This window comes from Lysinibacillus sp. Bpr_S20 (assembly GCF_023337835.1).
GTDB lineage: Bacteria > Bacillota > Bacilli > Bacillales_A > Planococcaceae > Lysinibacillus.
Window position 1 is genome coordinate 136007 of sequence record NZ_JALNLQ010000004.1, and the last position, 15933, is coordinate 151939.

The window sequence follows — 15933 nt, forward strand, 5'->3', positions numbered from 1 at the left end:
GCTCATCGGACGCCCCCAGGAAGCTCTGCTCTGCGCGAAAGCGAAGCGTCAGCTACAAATGTTTTATCTGTGCGAAAGCGCAGCGGCAGCAACAAAGCGCCCAAACGGAGATCAACACTCATCATGGTAATTTTTCGATATTTGGTGATTATTTGTAAACTTAAGAGAATAAGAACGTACTTCTGCCATAATAATAAAGTTTTGAAATTAACATTTTTAAATACTTAGAAAGGAAGGGATTCATTTGAAACATGTATACACGAAAATGCATACGAGTGCGGATTTATTGAAAAGTACGATTCGGCTTGAACAATTGATCCCTTTTTTACAAGAGCAAAATACTCAGGCCTGTGCAATCGTCAATTCAAAATTGTACGGGCTTTTGCCTTTTTGTAAAGCATTGCAGCAAGCGAATATTCATGCTGTATTAGGGCTCTCGATTGATGTGCAGTGGCATGACAGAAAGGTTCCACTTGTGCTGTATGCTCAGACACAAGAAGGCTACCAGCATCTTTTAAAGATTAGTAGTGCAGTTTCAATTAGAGCGGATGATGCACTTCCATGGAAATGGCTTGAAGGATATGCAGCGGGCTGTGTGGCATTGCTTTCTTCGGATGACTTAAAAGACATTGAGGATTGGAATGAAGTAGCAAGTGCATTACATAAAGTTTTTGGGAACCGTTTATTTATGGGGATAGCAAGACCTGCAGGGGTGGTAGTTGAAAATGAAGAAACGTTTGTAGCATGGTGTAAATCTATGAACATAACGATCGTTGCCTCTCAAAGTTGCTATTTTTTACGTCCAGACGATCATTTTGCCTTTGAGGTTGCAAGGGCGATAGACTCTGGTGAAAAGCTTTCCGGTACAATGCTATCAGCCCATTTACAAGGTTATTATGCCCCAACGGAAGAAGAATGGCAAAGTTGGTTTGCTGATCATCCAGAATGGCTTGCGTCTAGTGCAACAATGCTAGTAAGTTGTACGGCGAAAATTCCTGAAATGCACGTGCAAATGCCTAAATTTCCAGTGCCGACAGGGGAAACGGCTGAAAGTTTGCTTGTCAAAGAAGCTTTTGAAGGATTGTCAGAACGTTTAAAGCAAACAGAAATTCCCCCAGCTTATCGGGAGCGACTTCAATATGAGCTTGAAATTATTTGTTCGATGGGCTTTGCTGATTATTTTTTAATTGTTGCAGATTTTATGCATTTTGCTAAAGAAAATCGTATTTTAACTGGTCCTGGACGTGGTTCATCAGCAAGTTCTCTTGTTGCTTATAGCTTATCTATTACACAAGTAGATCCATTAGCGTACGGCTTATTATTTGAACGATTTTTAAACCCTGAACGTGTTACTTTGCCAGATATAGATATCGATTTTGTCGATAGTAAAAGACAAAAAGTCATTCAGTATGTCGCTCAGAAATATGGAAAGGCAAATGTAGCGCAAATTATTACGTTTGGTACGTTATCTGCTAAGGCAGTTGCTAGGGATGTTGCCCGTGTTTTTGGTTTTGATGCTGAAACATTGGAGAAAATCTCAAAAATGATTCCCAATAAACCTGGAATAACCTTGCAAAAAGCTGTGGCCGAATCACAGAGCTTACAAGGCTGGTTAGCAGAGGATGAAAAACATCGTCGCTGGCTTGAGGTGGCGTTAAAACTTGAAGGGATGCCAAGAAATTCTTCTACTCATGCTGCTGGGATTGTGCTGTCACCTTCACCATTAGTCAATACGGTACCGATTGAACAAGGGCATGATGAAATATATTGTACGCAATGGCCAATGGGAGATGTAGAAGCTAGTGGACTTGTCAAAATGGATTTTTTAGGATTGCGCAACCTGACAATTTTGGAACAGATACGTTGGTCAATTTATAAAGCAGGTGGTCCTTGGATAGAGTTTGAGCTTATTCCAATGCAAGATGAAAAGACCTTAAAACTTCTTCAAATGGGAGATACATTAGGGATTTTTCAATTAGAATCGGAAGGTATGAAGCAAGCTTTACGTGATATTCATCCAACCCATTTTTTAGATATAGTGGCAGTCAATGCGTTGTATCGCCCTGGTCCGATGGATTTTATTCCTGTGTATGCAAGACGGAAAGCAGGAAGGGAATCGGTTACTATGCCTCATCCAGCTTTAGAACCCATTTTACGAGAGACATTTGGTGTCATAGTTTATCAAGAACAGATTATACAAATCGCTTCGGTGATGGCGGGTTTTACGATGGGACAAGCGGATTTATTGCGGCGGGCAGTTAGTAAGAAAAATCGTCAAGTATTAGAGGAGCAACGTGCCGCATTTGTAAATGGAGCAATGAAGCAAGGCTTTGAAGTTCATGTGGCAGAAGAGGTGTATGCATTAATTGTGCGCTTTGCAGACTATGGTTTCCCTAAAAGCCATGCTGTCGCATATAGCATTATTTCCTACCAAATGGCCTATTTAAAAGCACATTTCCCACAAAGCTTTTATACAGCACTTTTATCAAATGCAACAGGAAATGTGGAGAAAATCTTACAGATTGTGAGTGAAGCGAAAGAGAAAGGGATCCCGTTTTATCCACCTTCATTAAAACAGAGTACAAAATTTTTCACTGTTGAAAAAGATGGGATTCGCTATAGCTTATCTGGAATAAAAGGAGTACCACAACCATTTATAGAGACAGTGAATGGATTACGCCAAACGAATGCAGAAGCATTTGATAATTTATTTGACTTGGCAGTTGCCTTAAGTGCACAGCATTTTAAACCAAAAGTAATGGAATCATTAATCTTCGCTGGGGCTCTCGATTATATAGGGAAGGATCGTGCTGTATTAATCGCTACATTGGAGGCGGCCTTAAAGCATGCTGAATTACTAAGACCAACTGAGGATATTGATATGGAATCGGCGACTGCCTTTAGTTTTGGTAAGCCGAAGTATATGGAAGCGGAAGCTATGCCTCAAAAGGAAAAACTACTACATGAAAAGGAAAGTCTTGGGTTTTATATTTCAGCACATCCAGTCTCAGCTGAAAGAACTTTTTGGAATGAAGTAAATAGTACGTGCCGAGAGTTGAAGGGTGCTCGTGACGGTACGTTTGTAAAAATGATAGGCTTGATAGAAGAAGTAAAGAAAATACGCACAAAAAAAGGTGAGCAAATGGCCTTTGTTCAGCTTCAGGATGAGTTTGGAACGGTATCTATAACTTTATTCCCGCAGGTTTTTCATCTTGTTCAAGAGCTGTTATTAGAAGATGAATTGCTTTACATTGAGGGAACACTTGAAAGGCGCTTTGGTAGACCTCAAGTGAAAGTAAAACATGCGCAAGCGACGAAAAGAATATGAAATTGAAGGGAATTTTAGAAACTGCATAAATTTTTATGCAGTTTTTCTTTACTTTTTAACAGTTATTTTGTAAGCTATAATCAATGTTCAAAAGTGGCCAGACCACTTTTTAATCTTCATTTACAAATGTTTTGTAGCGACATAGACAATTACACCAAGGTGATATTGGTTAAGAGGAGTTGATCGTATGGATAAAAAAACTGAACAAAAGAAAGTGTTTTTAGATATCGTCCAACAATTACGACAACTTATTAAATTAGAAAAAATACAGGCTGGTGAAAAGCTACCTTCCGAACGAGTCCTATCAGAACGTCTAGGTGTCGGGCGATCCTCTGTGAGAGAGGCATTGCGAAGTTTAGAGTTGCTAGGTCTTATTGAAACGAGGCATGGGGGAGGTACTTTCCTGGCTTCTACACAAAAGCATCAGCTCGTAGAAATATTGTCGATGTTTATATTAGAAGATGAAAAATCGAAAAAGGATGTCGAATTAACGCGACAAATTCATGAAAAGGAAGCTATTCGCGTAATAAGTTGTACAGAGACTCTGCGAACACTACCTGTGTGGGACAGTTTTTTTGTAAAGCTAGAGATCGAAGGTACGATTAATTGTCGGGATGTTTTACGAGAAATAATCATTACGTCAGGAAATCGTCTTTCACTAAAAGTCTGGTTTCAGTTAGCAGTTTATGACGGTGACCGATTAAATCGAAACTCAACAGAAGAAGAAAAAATAATCATTCAAACTATGTTGAAATCGATGCAGCTAGGCTATGAAAAAGAAGCATTAAAAGCTTACGAGCAATGGATGAGGATTGTACAAAGTAATTAGACAACAAAGGGGGAGTCAAACATGGCAATTCGTAGCTTATTCACTAAAAAGAAAGAGGATGGACAAGAAAAGGGATTTCCAGAAGGTCTTATGACAAAATGTCCAGAATGCCGTCACATTCAATTAACGAAGGAACTAGAAAAAAATCATAAGGTATGTACAAAATGTGACCATCATTTCAAAATGACAGCACAGGAGCGCGTAGCAGATTTTTTAGATGAAGGATCATTTGTTTCAATGGATGATCATTTACAGACTGGTAATCCACTTAATTTCCCTGCTTATATAGAAAAAATATCAGCGGATCAACAAAAAACAGGATTAAGCGAAGCTGTGCTGACTGGGATAGGTTCTCTAAATGGGGAAGAAATTGTTGTAGCAATTATGGATTCACATTTCCGAATGGGCTCAATGGGCTCAGTTGTGGGTGAGAAAATTACACTTGCTGTTGAAAAAGCTACTGAATTACGTTTACCGTTTATTATCTTTACTGCTAGCGGTGGTGCGCGAATGCAAGAAGGCATTCTATCATTAATGCAAATGGCAAAAACAAGTGTGGCATTAAAACGTCATAGTGATGAAGGTCTATTGTTTATTTCTATTTTGACGCATCCTACAACAGGTGGCGTTTCTGCAAGTTTTGCCTCTGTTGGAGATATTAATATTGCTGAACCACAAGCATTGATTGGTTTTGCTGGTCGTCGTGTCATAGAAGAAACAGTAAGAGAAAAACTGCCAAGTGATTTCCAAACAGCGGAATTCTTACTAGCGCATGGTCAGCTTGATGCAATCTTCCATCGAAAAGATTTACGAAACCAAGTAGCGGTGCTTGTAAAAATGCATACGAAAGGCGGCGTGCAACATGTCTAAAAATTTAGCTTTTGAAGAACCAGTAGTACAATTACGTGAAAAAATTGATGAGTTAAAAACGATTGCTGCCGATGCGGATGTAGATATGACAGGCGAAATTGAAACATTAGAAACACGTCTAACACAGTTAGAACAATCCATTTATGCCAATATGAAGCCGTGGGATCGTGTCCAGGTTGCTAGACATCCAGAGCGACCAACTACATTACAATATATAGAGGCTATGTGTGAAAACTTTATTGAGTTACATGGTGACCGTACGTTTGGGGACGATGCGGCTATTCTTGGAGGAATTGCTCTTTTTGAAGGTCAGCCTGTAACAATTGTTGGACATCAACGTGGAAAATCAACTAAAGAAAATATTCGTCGGAATTTTGGTATGCCACACCCTGAAGGATATCGCAAGGCATTACGCTTAATGAAGCAGGCGGAGAAATTTAAGCGACCAATTATTTGTTTTATTGATACGAAAGGAGCTTATCCCGGTAAGGCAGCTGAGGAACGTGGTCAAAGTGAAGCAATTGCCAGAAATCTAGTTGAAATGGCGGGCCTAACAGTGCCAGTTATTTCTATTGTTATTGGAGAAGGCGGTAGTGGTGGTGCAATTGCTTTAGGTGTAGCGAATCGCGTCTTTATGTTAGAAAACTCAACGTATTCGGTTATCTCACCAGAAGGGGCTGCATCGATTTTATGGCGTGATGGTACCCTAGGAAAGCAAGCGGCAGAAGCAATGCGTATAACAGCACCTGACTTAAAAGAACTTGGCGTTATTGATGGAATTATTCCTGAAATAACAGGTGGAGCTCATCGTAATGTAGCGAAACAAGCACTTAATATAAAAGAATGTATAAGCGACACATTAAAAGCTTTGAGTTCTTTAAATGGTGAACAATTAATTGAGGATCGTTATGAGAAATTCAGAAAGATTGGACAATATACAGAAGCTGAAATACAATTTTAGGTTTTTGGATATGTAAATATGCTCGTAAATAGTTAAATATTGTGTTTTTAATAAATAAAAAACTTAGAATAAATAGCATGAGAATTGATGAAAGTATATTGAATAATTGTTAAATTTCGGATGTTTTTGAATAGAAAGAGTGTGTGAAAGCGCATTCTTTTTATTTTTTATGTAAAAGTTATGTTTTTGTAGCATCTGAACCCTTACATAGTTTGTTTTTTCATGTTAATGTGAATAATAATAGTATCTGCAGGAGGTTCGACAATGAAAAAAATTGCCGTATTAACAAGTGGTGGAGATGCACCAGGAATGAATGCAGCCATTCGTGCAGTCGTTCGTAAAGCAGCATATCATGGAATTGATGTTGTCGGAATAAAGCATGGCTATGATGGCTTAATAAAAGGTAATATGGAAAATCTTGATTTAGGTTCAGTAGGTGGCATTATTCAACGTGGTGGTACACATTTAAATTCAGCAAGATGTCCTGAATTTAAAGAAGACGATGTTCAGCAGCGAGGCATTGAAAATATGCGCGAAGCTGGCATTGAAGGACTAGTCGTTATTGGCGGTGATGGTTCTTACCGTGGAGCTATGGATTTAGTGAAAAAAGGCTTTCCTGTTGTTGGCGTCCCAGGAACAATTGATAACGACGTACCAGGAACCGAATATACGATAGGATTCGATACTGCACTAAATACGGTCGTAGAATCAATTGATAAAATCCGCGATACAGCAACTTCCCATGAAAATTCCTTTATAGTTGAGGTGATGGGGCGAGATGCAGGGGATATTGCTTTATGGGCAGGTCTTGCAGCTGGAGCTGAGACAGTTTTAATTCCTGAAGAAGATTATAATTTGGATGACATTGTGGCACGCTTAGATCGTGGGGCAGCCCGCGGGAAAAAGCATAGCATTATTATTGTCGCTGAAGGTGTCATGTCTGGTGGCGAATTGGCCAAACAGTTATATGAGAAAACAGGAAAAGAAACGCGTGTTTCAGTTCTTGGTCATATCCAGCGCGGCGGTTCACCTACTGCGCGTGACCGTGTTCTCGCGAGTCAATTTGGTGCACATGCAGTAGAATTGCTAATGGAAGGAAAGTCTGGTAGGGCGGTAGGTATCCGCAATCATCAAGTGATTGACTATGATATGCCAGAGGCTTTCGAAAAAAATCATGAAGCAGATGTAAGCTTATATACTTTAATGAAAGAACTATCAATATAATTTGTTATAAAAACGGAGTGGGCAGAAAATGAGAAAAACAAAAATCGTATGTACAATTGGTCCAGCAAGTGAGTCACCAGAAATTTTAGAGAAACTAATTGAAGCAGGTATGAATGTTGCCCGCTTAAACTTTTCCCATGGTTCTCATGAGGAGCACGCAGTACGTATTAATTTAATTCGCGAAGTAGCACAAAAATTAGGAAAACCAGTTGGGATTTTACTCGACACAAAAGGTCCAGAAATTCGTACGCACAATATGAAAAACGGAGAATTGCATTTAGCAGCAGGCCAAGTAATTGATATTTCAATGACTGAAGTTGAAGGAACTGAGTCAAGCTTCTCTGTAACGTACGATCGTTTAATTGAGGACGTTGAGCAAAACTCTATTATTTTATTAGATGATGGACTTATTCAATTACGCGTATTAGCAAAAGATATGGAAAAAGGACTTATTCATACGATTGTTGAAAATGCAGGTGTCTTAAAAAATAAAAAGGGTGTTAACGTGCCGGGCGTTTCTGTACAGCTTCCTGGAATTACAGAAAAAGATGCACAGGACATTTTATTCGGTATTAAACAAGGTGTTGATTTTATTGCAGCCTCGTTCGTTCGTCGAGCAAAGGATGTACTAGAAATTCGAGAATTACTTGAACAAAATGGCGGTAACCACATTCAAATTATCCCGAAAATCGAAAACCAAGAGGGTGTCGATAATATCGATGAAATCATCTTAGTTTCAGATGGATTAATGGTAGCGCGTGGTGACCTAGGTGTAGAAATCCCTGCAGAAGAAGTACCGCTTGTACAAAAGAAATTAATTTTAAAATGCAATCAAGTAGGTAAACCAGTTATTACGGCTACACAAATGTTAGATTCGATGCAGCGTAACCCACGTCCAACACGTGCAGAGGCTAGTGACGTAGCAAACGCAATTATCGATGGTACTGATGCAATTATGTTGTCTGGTGAAACGGCAGCAGGACTTTACCCAGTAGAATCAGTACAAACTATGAATAAAATCGCACAGCGTACAGAAAATTCATTAGATTATAAGGCCATCGTTTCTACACGTAGTCGTGAAAAAGAGGCAAATATGACGGAGGCGATTTCTCAGGCAGTAGCATACACTTCGATTAACTTAGGTGTAAAGGCAGTACTAGCACCGACAGAAAGTGGTAATACAGCTAGAATGATTGCGAAATATCGCCCTGGTGTACAAATTGTCGCTGTTACAGGTTCTCCCAATACAGCTCACGCGTTAACACTAGTTTGGGGTGTGTACCCAGTTGTTTGTCAACGAGTTACGACAACAGATGAAATTTTAGAACTAGCTGTTGATGAAAGCTTAAAGCATGGCTTTGTTACGCACGGTGACGCAGTTGTCATTACAGCAGGTGTACCAGTAGGTGAAGCAGGTACTACAAACTTAATGAAGGTACACATTATCGGAGATTTACTAGCTCGCGGTCAAGGAATCGGTAAAGCTTCAGTAGTAGGTAAAACAGTTGTTGCAAAAAATGCAGCTGAGGCACTTGCGTATGATACAGACGGATGCATTTTAGTAACGGTTGGCTCTGATCGTGATATGATGCCAGCACTTGAAAATTGTATTGGTCTTATTACAGAGGAGGGCGGTCTAACAAGTCATGCTGCAGTTGTAGGACTAAGCCTTGGAATCCCTGTTATCGTCGGAGTAAAAGAAGCCACTACATTGATTCGCCACGGCCAAGAAATTACAATGGATGCTGAAACAGGCGTTATTTACAAAGGGCATGCAAGTGTTCTTTAATCTATAACAAAAAGCTCTAGTGCATTATAGTTGCACTAGAGCTTTTCTTATAGAAGTAAATAGCATTTTATGTTTTTTTAATCTAGGAATGACATTTTGTTAAAAATATGTCGTGTGTAAGAGTTGATTGGAATGGAGACTGGGCGACTCCTTGAGGATTAGCGATAGGGGAACGAAGGCTAAGAGCATCACATCCTGCGTGAAAGCGAAGCGACAGCAACAAATGTTTTATCTGTGCGAAAGCGAAGCGACAGCAACAAATGTTTTATCTGTGCGAAAGCGAAGCGACAGCAACAACAAAGCGCCCAGCCGGAACGGAAATCAACCCCACGTTATGGTGACGAGCTGATTTTGCCTAGTTTAAACAATGTTTATACAATTTAATATAAAAATAATAGCGTCGTCATCTCTTAAATACGAGTCATTATTTTTTTAATGAAACTTAATGGGCTATAATAACGTATAAAAGGTATAGCGTTTTATAGCTAGAAAGGAGAAAAATATGAGAAAAGTTTTTCTTGGTTTCATTGTCTATGCATTAGCCGAATTGGCGTTATTAATAGTAATTGGTCAAAATATTGGTGTTCTAAATACATTATTGCTTTTAGTCGCTACGAGTATAATTGGTATTTATGTTGTGAAAAATAAAGGTATGAATTCTATACAAAAGGTAAAAAATACGATAGCACGCGGAGAAGCACCAGGTCCGGCATTAGTTGATACAGTTTTAAATTTCAGTGGTGGTGTACTTCTAGTATTACCAGGTTTTATAACAGATCTTGTTGGCTTATTACTACTCATGCCTTTTTCTCGCAAAATGTTCCAGCCTATCTTCTATTATTGGATGCGGAAAAAAATGAAAAAAGGTCAATTTATTATCGTTCAAAAATAGCATTATCCTTTAGTTTAACTGCCAAAAATAAAAATATAGGGCTCAGTAAAATGCCGTAAAAACCAAATAATAAAATAGAGGCAGCACTGATGAAAAAAGTGTGGAATGTACGTAATTGTAATGTATTTGACCAAAGCATGGATTCAGCTAGCTGCCTTGTTAATTGAACGAAGAGATACAAAAGTAAAATAGCAACACATAAAAAGGTATTGCCTTTTAAATAAAAATAAATGCTCATAGGTACAAGAAATACGCCAATCCCAAAGAACGGAAGTACATCTGCAAATGCAACTATAAATGCTTTAATGATGGCTTGTTCAAAATGGAGAATCATAAATCCTGCACAAAGAATAAGCAGTGTAATCGTGAATAGCTGAAACTCCACGTACAAAAAGTAATGAAATAGCTGCATAATTTTAGAAAAATGCTTTTGCCACTCATTGCGGAACTTTTTTGGCACATATTGAAAAAACCAATATCGGGATTTTCGAGTTTCCAACAGGGCGAAATAGTAAGCGACAAGGAATATAAATACTTCAATTACATGCTTCATCATTAGTTGGAATATATTCGCTGTGTATAAAAAGATGGAATCAAAAATAGAAAGTGATTTTTCCTTTAACACTTGGATGAACATTGATTCATATTCATTGAAAAGTGGAAAATTTTGTAGCGTATCTCTGATTTCAGGGAAGACAAGAATAATACTGTTTATAGATATGACAACAAGAAGTAAAATACAAGCTAGTATTAGTGCTTCCACAATAATTGCTGCAAGCCAATAGGCAATCCTACAATAAGAGTGAAGGAATTTTATGATAGGATAAGTAGAAAAAGACAAAAAAATCGCAAGTGATACAGGTAATACGAACCACAGTATTACCAAGTAGAATACAAAAAGTAAAATACTGATAGTTCTTTCGTATGAAAAATACTTGATATTCCTCATTTTTACAAATTCACCCCGTTTCAAATGATAATTCGATGTCAAAATGTGCGAAAGAATCTCTTTGAAGCGTATTTCTAATCGCTAGTGCGCCTTTTTCTTTATTCGGAGGATTTTCATTCACAAAGCTGTCAAAAATGATTATAATAGCAATGTAAGCGATTTACTTAATGGTTCATATGAGCAAAAAACGTAAATGTGACGCATTTACAACTAAAAAATATATTATGAGGGAGCGATAATTTATGTCAGCAACTAAAGGTTTAGAAGGTATCGTAGCAGCGGAATCTAAAATCAGTTCAATTATCGATGACACACTTACATATGTTGGTTACAACATTGATGATTTAGCAGAGAACGCGTCATTTGAAGAGGTAATTTATTTATTATGGCATACTCGTTTACCAAAAGCGGACGAGCTAGCTGAATTAAAACAACAATTAGCAGACAACATGACTATTCCGCAAGCAATTGTAGACCAATTCAAAACATACCCACTTTCAACTGTACATCCAATGGCTGCACTACGTACTGCAGTATCTTTACTTGGTGTATTCGATGAAGAGGCGGATGTTATGGATACAGAAGCTAACTACCGTAAAGCAATCCGTTTACAAGCGAAAATTGCTACAGTAGTTACTGCATTTGCGCGTGTTCGTAAAGGTTTAGAGCCAGTTGCGCCAAAACCAGAATTAGGATATGCAGCAAACTTCTTATACATGCTTAAAGGTGAAGAACCAGCAGCAATCGAAGTTGAAGCATTCGACAAAGCGTTAGTATTACATGCTGACCACGAATTAAATGCATCTACATTCACAGCACGTGTATGTGTAGCTACATTATCAGATGTTTATTCTGGTGTAACTGCAGCTATCGGTGCATTAAAAGGACCACTTCATGGTGGTGCAAATGAGCAAGTTATGAAAATGTTAACTGAAATCGGCTCACTTGAAAACGTTGAATCTTATATTCAAAATAAATTAGACAACAAAGAAAAAATCATGGGCTTCGGTCACCGCGTATACCGCAAAGGCGACCCACGTGCACCACACTTACGTGTAATGTCACAAAAATTAACTGAGTTAACTGGTAAACCAGAGCTTTATGAAATGTCAGTTAAAATCCATGACATGATCGTAGAACAAAAGAAATTACCTGCAAACGTAGACTTCTTCTCTGCGTCAGTGTATGATTCTTTAGGTATTGATCATGACCTATTCACACCAATTTTCGCAGTATCTCGTACTTCTGGTTGGGTAGCTCATATTCTAGAGCAATATGCTAACAACCGCCTAATCCGTCCACGTGCAGAGTATGTTGGACCAGGCATGCAAAAATATGTTCCAATCAGCGAGCGCTAATTCGGAAAATATGCTAGAATATTTGGGACTGTGTTACTAATGACACAGTCCTATGATTATGAATTTAGGAGGCAACATCAATGTCAAACAAAATTGTAGTTGAAAATGGCGTACTTAATGTACCAAACAATCCAGTAATTCCATTCATCGAAGGTGACGGAATTGGTCCAGATATTTGGGCTGCAGCATCACGCGTAATCGACGCAGCAGTTGAAAAAGCTTACAACGGTGAAAAGAAAATCGAATGGTTAGAAGTTTTAGCTGGTGAAAAAGCATTCAACCAAACTGGTGAATGGTTACCACAAGAAACTTTAGACAAAATTAACGAATACCTAATCGCAATCAAAGGTCCTCTTACTACTCCAATCGGTGGTGGTATCCGCTCTCTAAACGTAGCATTACGTCAACAACTTGACCTATATGTATGCTTACGTCCAGTACGTCACTTTGATGGAGTACCTTCTCCAGTTAAACGTCCAGAAGACGTTGATATGGTTATCTTCCGCGAAAACACAGAAGACATCTATGCTGGTATTGAATTCGAATCTGGCTCTGAACAAGCACAAAAAATCATCAACTTCCTACAAACTGAATTTGGTGTAAACAAAATCCGCTTCCCAGAAACTTCTGGTATCGGTGTAAAACCTGTATCTAAAGAAGGTACTGAGCGTTTAGTACGTTCTGCTATCGAATATGCTATTAATCATAAACGTCCATCTGTTACTTTAGTACACAAAGGTAACATCATGAAATTCACTGAAGGTGGATTCAAAAAATGGGGTTATGAATTAGCTGAAAAAGAATTTGCTGATCAAACATTCACTTGGAACCAATATGATGCTATTAAAGCTGAACAAGGTGAAGAAGCAGCGAATAAAGCACAAGCTGACGCTTTAGCAGCTGGTAAAATCTTAGTTAAAGATTCTATCGCTGATATCTTCTTACAACAAATCTTAACTCGTCCAAATGAGTTCGACGTAGTTGCTACAATGAACTTAAACGGTGACTATATCTCTGATGCATTAGCTGCTCAAGTTGGTGGTATCGGTATCGCTCCAGGCGCAAACATTAACTATGTAACTGGACACGCGATCTTCGAAGCTACTCACGGTACAGCTCCAAAATATGCTGGTCAAGATAAAGTAAACCCATCTTCAGTATTACTTTCAGGTGTATTAATGCTTGAACACTTAGGATGGCAAGAAGCAGCTGACATGGTTACTAAATCTGTAGAGAAAACAATTTCTTCTAAAGTTGTAACTTATGACTTCGCTCGTTTAATGGACGGCGCTACAGAAGTAAAATGTTCAGAATTCGCTAATGAATTAATCAAAAACCTATAATTTTCTATTCTAAATAGAAATTATAGCTAAAGCGGAAGTATATTCTGCCGATATAATTAGGGAAATGTAAATTTCTATTGACCTTAGCTTAATAAAATATTTACGATGAACTTGTTTAATCGAGGGAGGAGAATTTATTCTCCTCCCTTTTTTAAATTCTTTCAGTGTTTGAACAACCACTGAAAGAATTTAAGCCTCTGGCGGATGTCACTAATCGGCTTTGTGCTGATTCATGACGTAATTATGTCGAGGCATAATTGATTATCAATAACCTAATTTTAAAGGAGTGTATTCGAATGTCTCTGAAACGAAAAAAAATCTCAGTAATCGGTAGCGGTTTTACTGGCGCTACTGCAGCATTTTTAGCAGCTCAAAAAGAACTTGGTGATGTAGTGTTAGTGGATATTCCTCAAGCTGAAAACCCAACAAAAGGTAAAGCTCTAGATATGTGGGAAGCTGCACCAGTGCAAGGCTATGATTCTTATGTTAAAGGTACTTCTAATTATGCAGATACTGCAGATTCTGATGTAGTAATTATCACTGCTGGTGTTGCGCGTAAACCAGGTATGAGCCGTGACGATCTTGTTCAAATTAACCAAAATGTGATGAAAGCTGTTTCTAAAGAAATTGCTAAGTACTCACCAAATGCAACAATACTCGTTCTTACTAACCCAGTTGATGCAATGACTTACACAGTATTCAAAGAAACTGGTTTCCCTAAAAACCGCGTAATTGGTCAATCAGGTGTACTTGATACAGCTCGTTTCTGTGCATTTGTAGCTGAAGAACTTAATATCTCAGTAAAAGATATCACAGGTTTTGTATTAGGTGGTCATGGTGATACAATGGTGCCACTTACTCGCTACTCGTTCGCAGGTGGTATTCCATTAGAATCATTAATCCCAGCAGATCGTCTTGAAGAGATTGTTGACCGTACACGTAAAGGTGGCGCTGAAATCGTTAACCTCCTTGGTAATGGTTCAGCCTATTATGCTCCTTCAGCGGCACTTGTTGAAATGGCAGAAGCTATCATTAAAGACCAAAAACGTATACTTCCATCTATTGCATACTTAGAAGGCGAATATGGCTACAATGATTTATATCTAGGCGTTCCGACGTTACTAGGTGCAAATGGTGTAGAAAAAATCTTTGAACTTGCGTTAACAGACAATGAAAAAGCAGCTTTAGATAAATCGGCAGAGGCTGTCCGCAACGTTATGAAAGTTTTAGCTTAATAAAAGTTTATGAAATCGAGTAGGATTCATTCCTACTCGATTTTTTTAGTATGAAGATATCGAAAAACAGGTAGAACAGTGCGCCAAAAAAAGATGTTCTTAGTTAAGTGGTGCCAGAAAATGGAGATGGGTAGTATCTAGGGTTTTATTAATAAGGCTCATTGCTAAGAGTTACGAAGCTAATTCTTCTTCAATTAATGGAGCAGAATAGCTTTATATAGAATTTTCAATTCCTTCAAATAGTAGAGTAAAAATGTGCGGACATATTTTAGAAGTATGCTAAAATTATCCTGTCAATGATTACATTGAATGAACAAAGAGATGCAATAAGGCTTTCGAGAAAAGACGTATATAGCAACCTAACTAATAAATTTTTATATTTTATTCTTTTGGAGGATGAAATAATGGATTTGGTAAATCAATTTTTAAACGGATTGAGAGCCGCATTATCAACAGATGAGCTCGAGGAACTAAATACAGCTTGTGGTGCTGCAAAAAGGGATATTGATAAGCTAAAGTCAGAATATCCAAATTGTCCAGAATCACTAATCTGTCTACTTGAAAATATCGATGGTACATATTGGCGAAAATATGGAGAAAGCAAAATTGCGGTTTGTATTTTAGGGTCAGATGTTGAGGAAGGTAAATATCCTTATTATTTGCTATCTATACAGCAGATGCTCGAGAGTTCAAAAGAAGAAGAAGACATCTCCTATCTTTTAGAATACGACGATGACGAAGAGGCTGTTGACTCTAAAATAAATCCGGAGGGACTTCTCCCAGGGATGTATATCCATTTTTCAGATTGTATGAACAATGGTGGATCATCGAGACTCTATATTGATTTTAACCCTTCTAATGAAGGGGTATGTGGTCAAATAATTCGCTTTTTGCATGACCCTGATCAATATCAAGTAATTGCAGACAGCTTTGATGAGTATTTACAGGTTCTTATTGACGGTGGTTTTATGTTTCTAGAAAACGAAGAACATTAGCTTCTTGCACTCTATATGCTGAAATAAAATCACGCTTTTATAAAAAAGATGCGATGCTTTTGCCTAAGATTATCGCTCTAAAACTTATATAAATAACCCGAGTAATAGATTATTGATAAACACTTAAACAAACGATGTACTTAGTTGAATAGCTAAAAAG

At 38.0% G+C, this 15933-nt stretch carries 12 protein-coding genes; 11 read left to right on the plus strand and 1 reads right to left on the minus strand.

Features of this window, described 5'->3' with window-relative positions; all coding sequences use genetic code 11:
• Positions 1-244 precede the first annotated feature (244 nt).
• The 7 genes from dnaE (at position 245) to MWJ95_RS11660 (ending at position 9893) form a co-directional block, all read left to right on the plus strand.
• Positions 245-3328 carry a DNA polymerase III subunit alpha gene (dnaE, locus tag MWJ95_RS11630; RefSeq protein WP_249105657.1) on the plus strand — a complete coding sequence of 1028 codons (3084 nt, stop codon included), beginning with the start codon at positions 245-247 and terminating at the stop codon, positions 3326-3328.
• A gap of 187 nt (positions 3329-3515) precedes the next feature.
• Positions 3516-4157, plus strand: a complete 642-nt coding sequence (locus tag MWJ95_RS11635) for a FadR/GntR family transcriptional regulator (protein WP_249072917.1) — start codon at positions 3516-3518, stop codon at positions 4155-4157.
• A 21-nt stretch (positions 4158-4178) separates the two neighbouring features.
• On the plus strand, positions 4179-5027 hold the full coding sequence (gene accD, locus MWJ95_RS11640) for an acetyl-CoA carboxylase, carboxyltransferase subunit beta (protein ID WP_249105659.1): 849 nt from the start codon (positions 4179-4181) through the stop codon (positions 5025-5027).
• Positions 5020-5988, plus strand: coding sequence for an acetyl-CoA carboxylase carboxyltransferase subunit alpha (locus MWJ95_RS11645; RefSeq protein WP_249072915.1), 969 nt, complete (start codon positions 5020-5022; stop codon positions 5986-5988). Before accD ends, MWJ95_RS11645 begins: the two co-directional genes overlap by 8 nt.
• A gap of 264 nt (positions 5989-6252) precedes the next feature.
• Complete coding sequence (pfkA, locus tag MWJ95_RS11650) at positions 6253-7212, plus strand: 6-phosphofructokinase (protein WP_249105661.1); 960 nt, start codon at positions 6253-6255, stop codon at positions 7210-7212.
• Between the two features lie 28 nt (positions 7213-7240).
• A complete protein-coding gene (pyk, locus tag MWJ95_RS11655) occupies positions 7241-9001 on the plus strand; it encodes a pyruvate kinase (protein WP_249105663.1) in 1761 nt (586 codons plus the stop codon).
• A 502-nt stretch (positions 9002-9503) separates the two neighbouring features.
• Positions 9504-9893, plus strand: coding sequence for an FxsA family protein (locus MWJ95_RS11660; protein ID WP_249105665.1), 390 nt, complete (start codon positions 9504-9506; stop codon positions 9891-9893).
• Here the strand turns inward: MWJ95_RS11660 and MWJ95_RS11665 are convergent.
• Positions 9877-10842 carry an AI-2E family transporter gene (locus MWJ95_RS11665; protein ID WP_249105667.1) on the minus strand — a complete coding sequence of 322 codons (966 nt, stop codon included), beginning with the start codon at positions 10840-10842 and terminating at the stop codon, positions 9877-9879. The genes MWJ95_RS11660 and MWJ95_RS11665 overlap by 17 nt on opposite strands.
• Positions 10843-11084: 242 nt before the next feature.
• On the opposite strand from MWJ95_RS11665, the gene citZ reads away from it, so the two are divergent.
• The 4 genes from citZ to MWJ95_RS11685 all read left to right on the plus strand — a co-directional run bounded on the left by citZ (position 11085) and on the right by MWJ95_RS11685 (position 15773).
• A complete protein-coding gene (citZ, locus tag MWJ95_RS11670) occupies positions 11085-12200 on the plus strand; it encodes a citrate synthase (RefSeq protein ID WP_249072910.1) in 1116 nt (371 codons plus the stop codon).
• A gap of 80 nt (positions 12201-12280) precedes the next feature.
• Positions 12281-13543, plus strand: coding sequence for an NADP-dependent isocitrate dehydrogenase (gene icd / locus MWJ95_RS11675; RefSeq protein ID WP_132357191.1), 1263 nt, complete (start codon positions 12281-12283; stop codon positions 13541-13543).
• A gap of 296 nt (positions 13544-13839) precedes the next feature.
• Positions 13840-14778: a malate dehydrogenase gene (mdh, locus tag MWJ95_RS11680; protein ID WP_249072909.1), complete on the plus strand. Its 939-nt coding sequence runs from the start codon at positions 13840-13842 to the stop codon at positions 14776-14778.
• Between the two features lie 404 nt (positions 14779-15182).
• A complete protein-coding gene (locus MWJ95_RS11685; protein ID WP_249072908.1) occupies positions 15183-15773 on the plus strand; it encodes an SMI1/KNR4 family protein in 591 nt (196 codons plus the stop codon).
• Positions 15774-15933 lie beyond the last annotated feature (160 nt).

What these genes read in the sequence shown, in the direction of transcription:
- MWJ95_RS11635 (WP_249072917.1), top strand. Translation starts at nt 3,516, where the DNA reads ATGGATAAAAAAACTGAACAAAAGAAAGTGTTTTTAGATATCGTCCAA.
- accD (WP_249105659.1), top strand. Translation starts at nt 4,179, where the DNA reads ATGGCAATTCGTAGCTTATTCACTAAAAAGAAAGAGGATGGACAAGAA.
- MWJ95_RS11645 (WP_249072915.1), top strand. Translation starts at nt 5,020, where the DNA reads ATGTCTAAAAATTTAGCTTTTGAAGAACCAGTAGTACAATTACGTGAA.
- pfkA (WP_249105661.1), top strand. Translation starts at nt 6,253, where the DNA reads ATGAAAAAAATTGCCGTATTAACAAGTGGTGGAGATGCACCAGGAATG.
- pyk (WP_249105663.1), top strand. Translation starts at nt 7,241, where the DNA reads ATGAGAAAAACAAAAATCGTATGTACAATTGGTCCAGCAAGTGAGTCA.
- MWJ95_RS11660 (WP_249105665.1), top strand. Translation starts at nt 9,504, where the DNA reads ATGAGAAAAGTTTTTCTTGGTTTCATTGTCTATGCATTAGCCGAATTG.
- MWJ95_RS11665 (WP_249105667.1), bottom strand. Translation starts at nt 10,842, where the DNA reads ATGAGGAATATCAAGTATTTTTCATACGAAAGAACTATCAGTATTTTA.
- citZ (WP_249072910.1), top strand. Translation starts at nt 11,085, where the DNA reads ATGTCAGCAACTAAAGGTTTAGAAGGTATCGTAGCAGCGGAATCTAAA.
- icd (WP_132357191.1), top strand. Translation starts at nt 12,281, where the DNA reads ATGTCAAACAAAATTGTAGTTGAAAATGGCGTACTTAATGTACCAAAC.
- mdh (WP_249072909.1), top strand. Translation starts at nt 13,840, where the DNA reads ATGTCTCTGAAACGAAAAAAAATCTCAGTAATCGGTAGCGGTTTTACT.
- MWJ95_RS11685 (WP_249072908.1), top strand. Translation starts at nt 15,183, where the DNA reads ATGGATTTGGTAAATCAATTTTTAAACGGATTGAGAGCCGCATTATCA.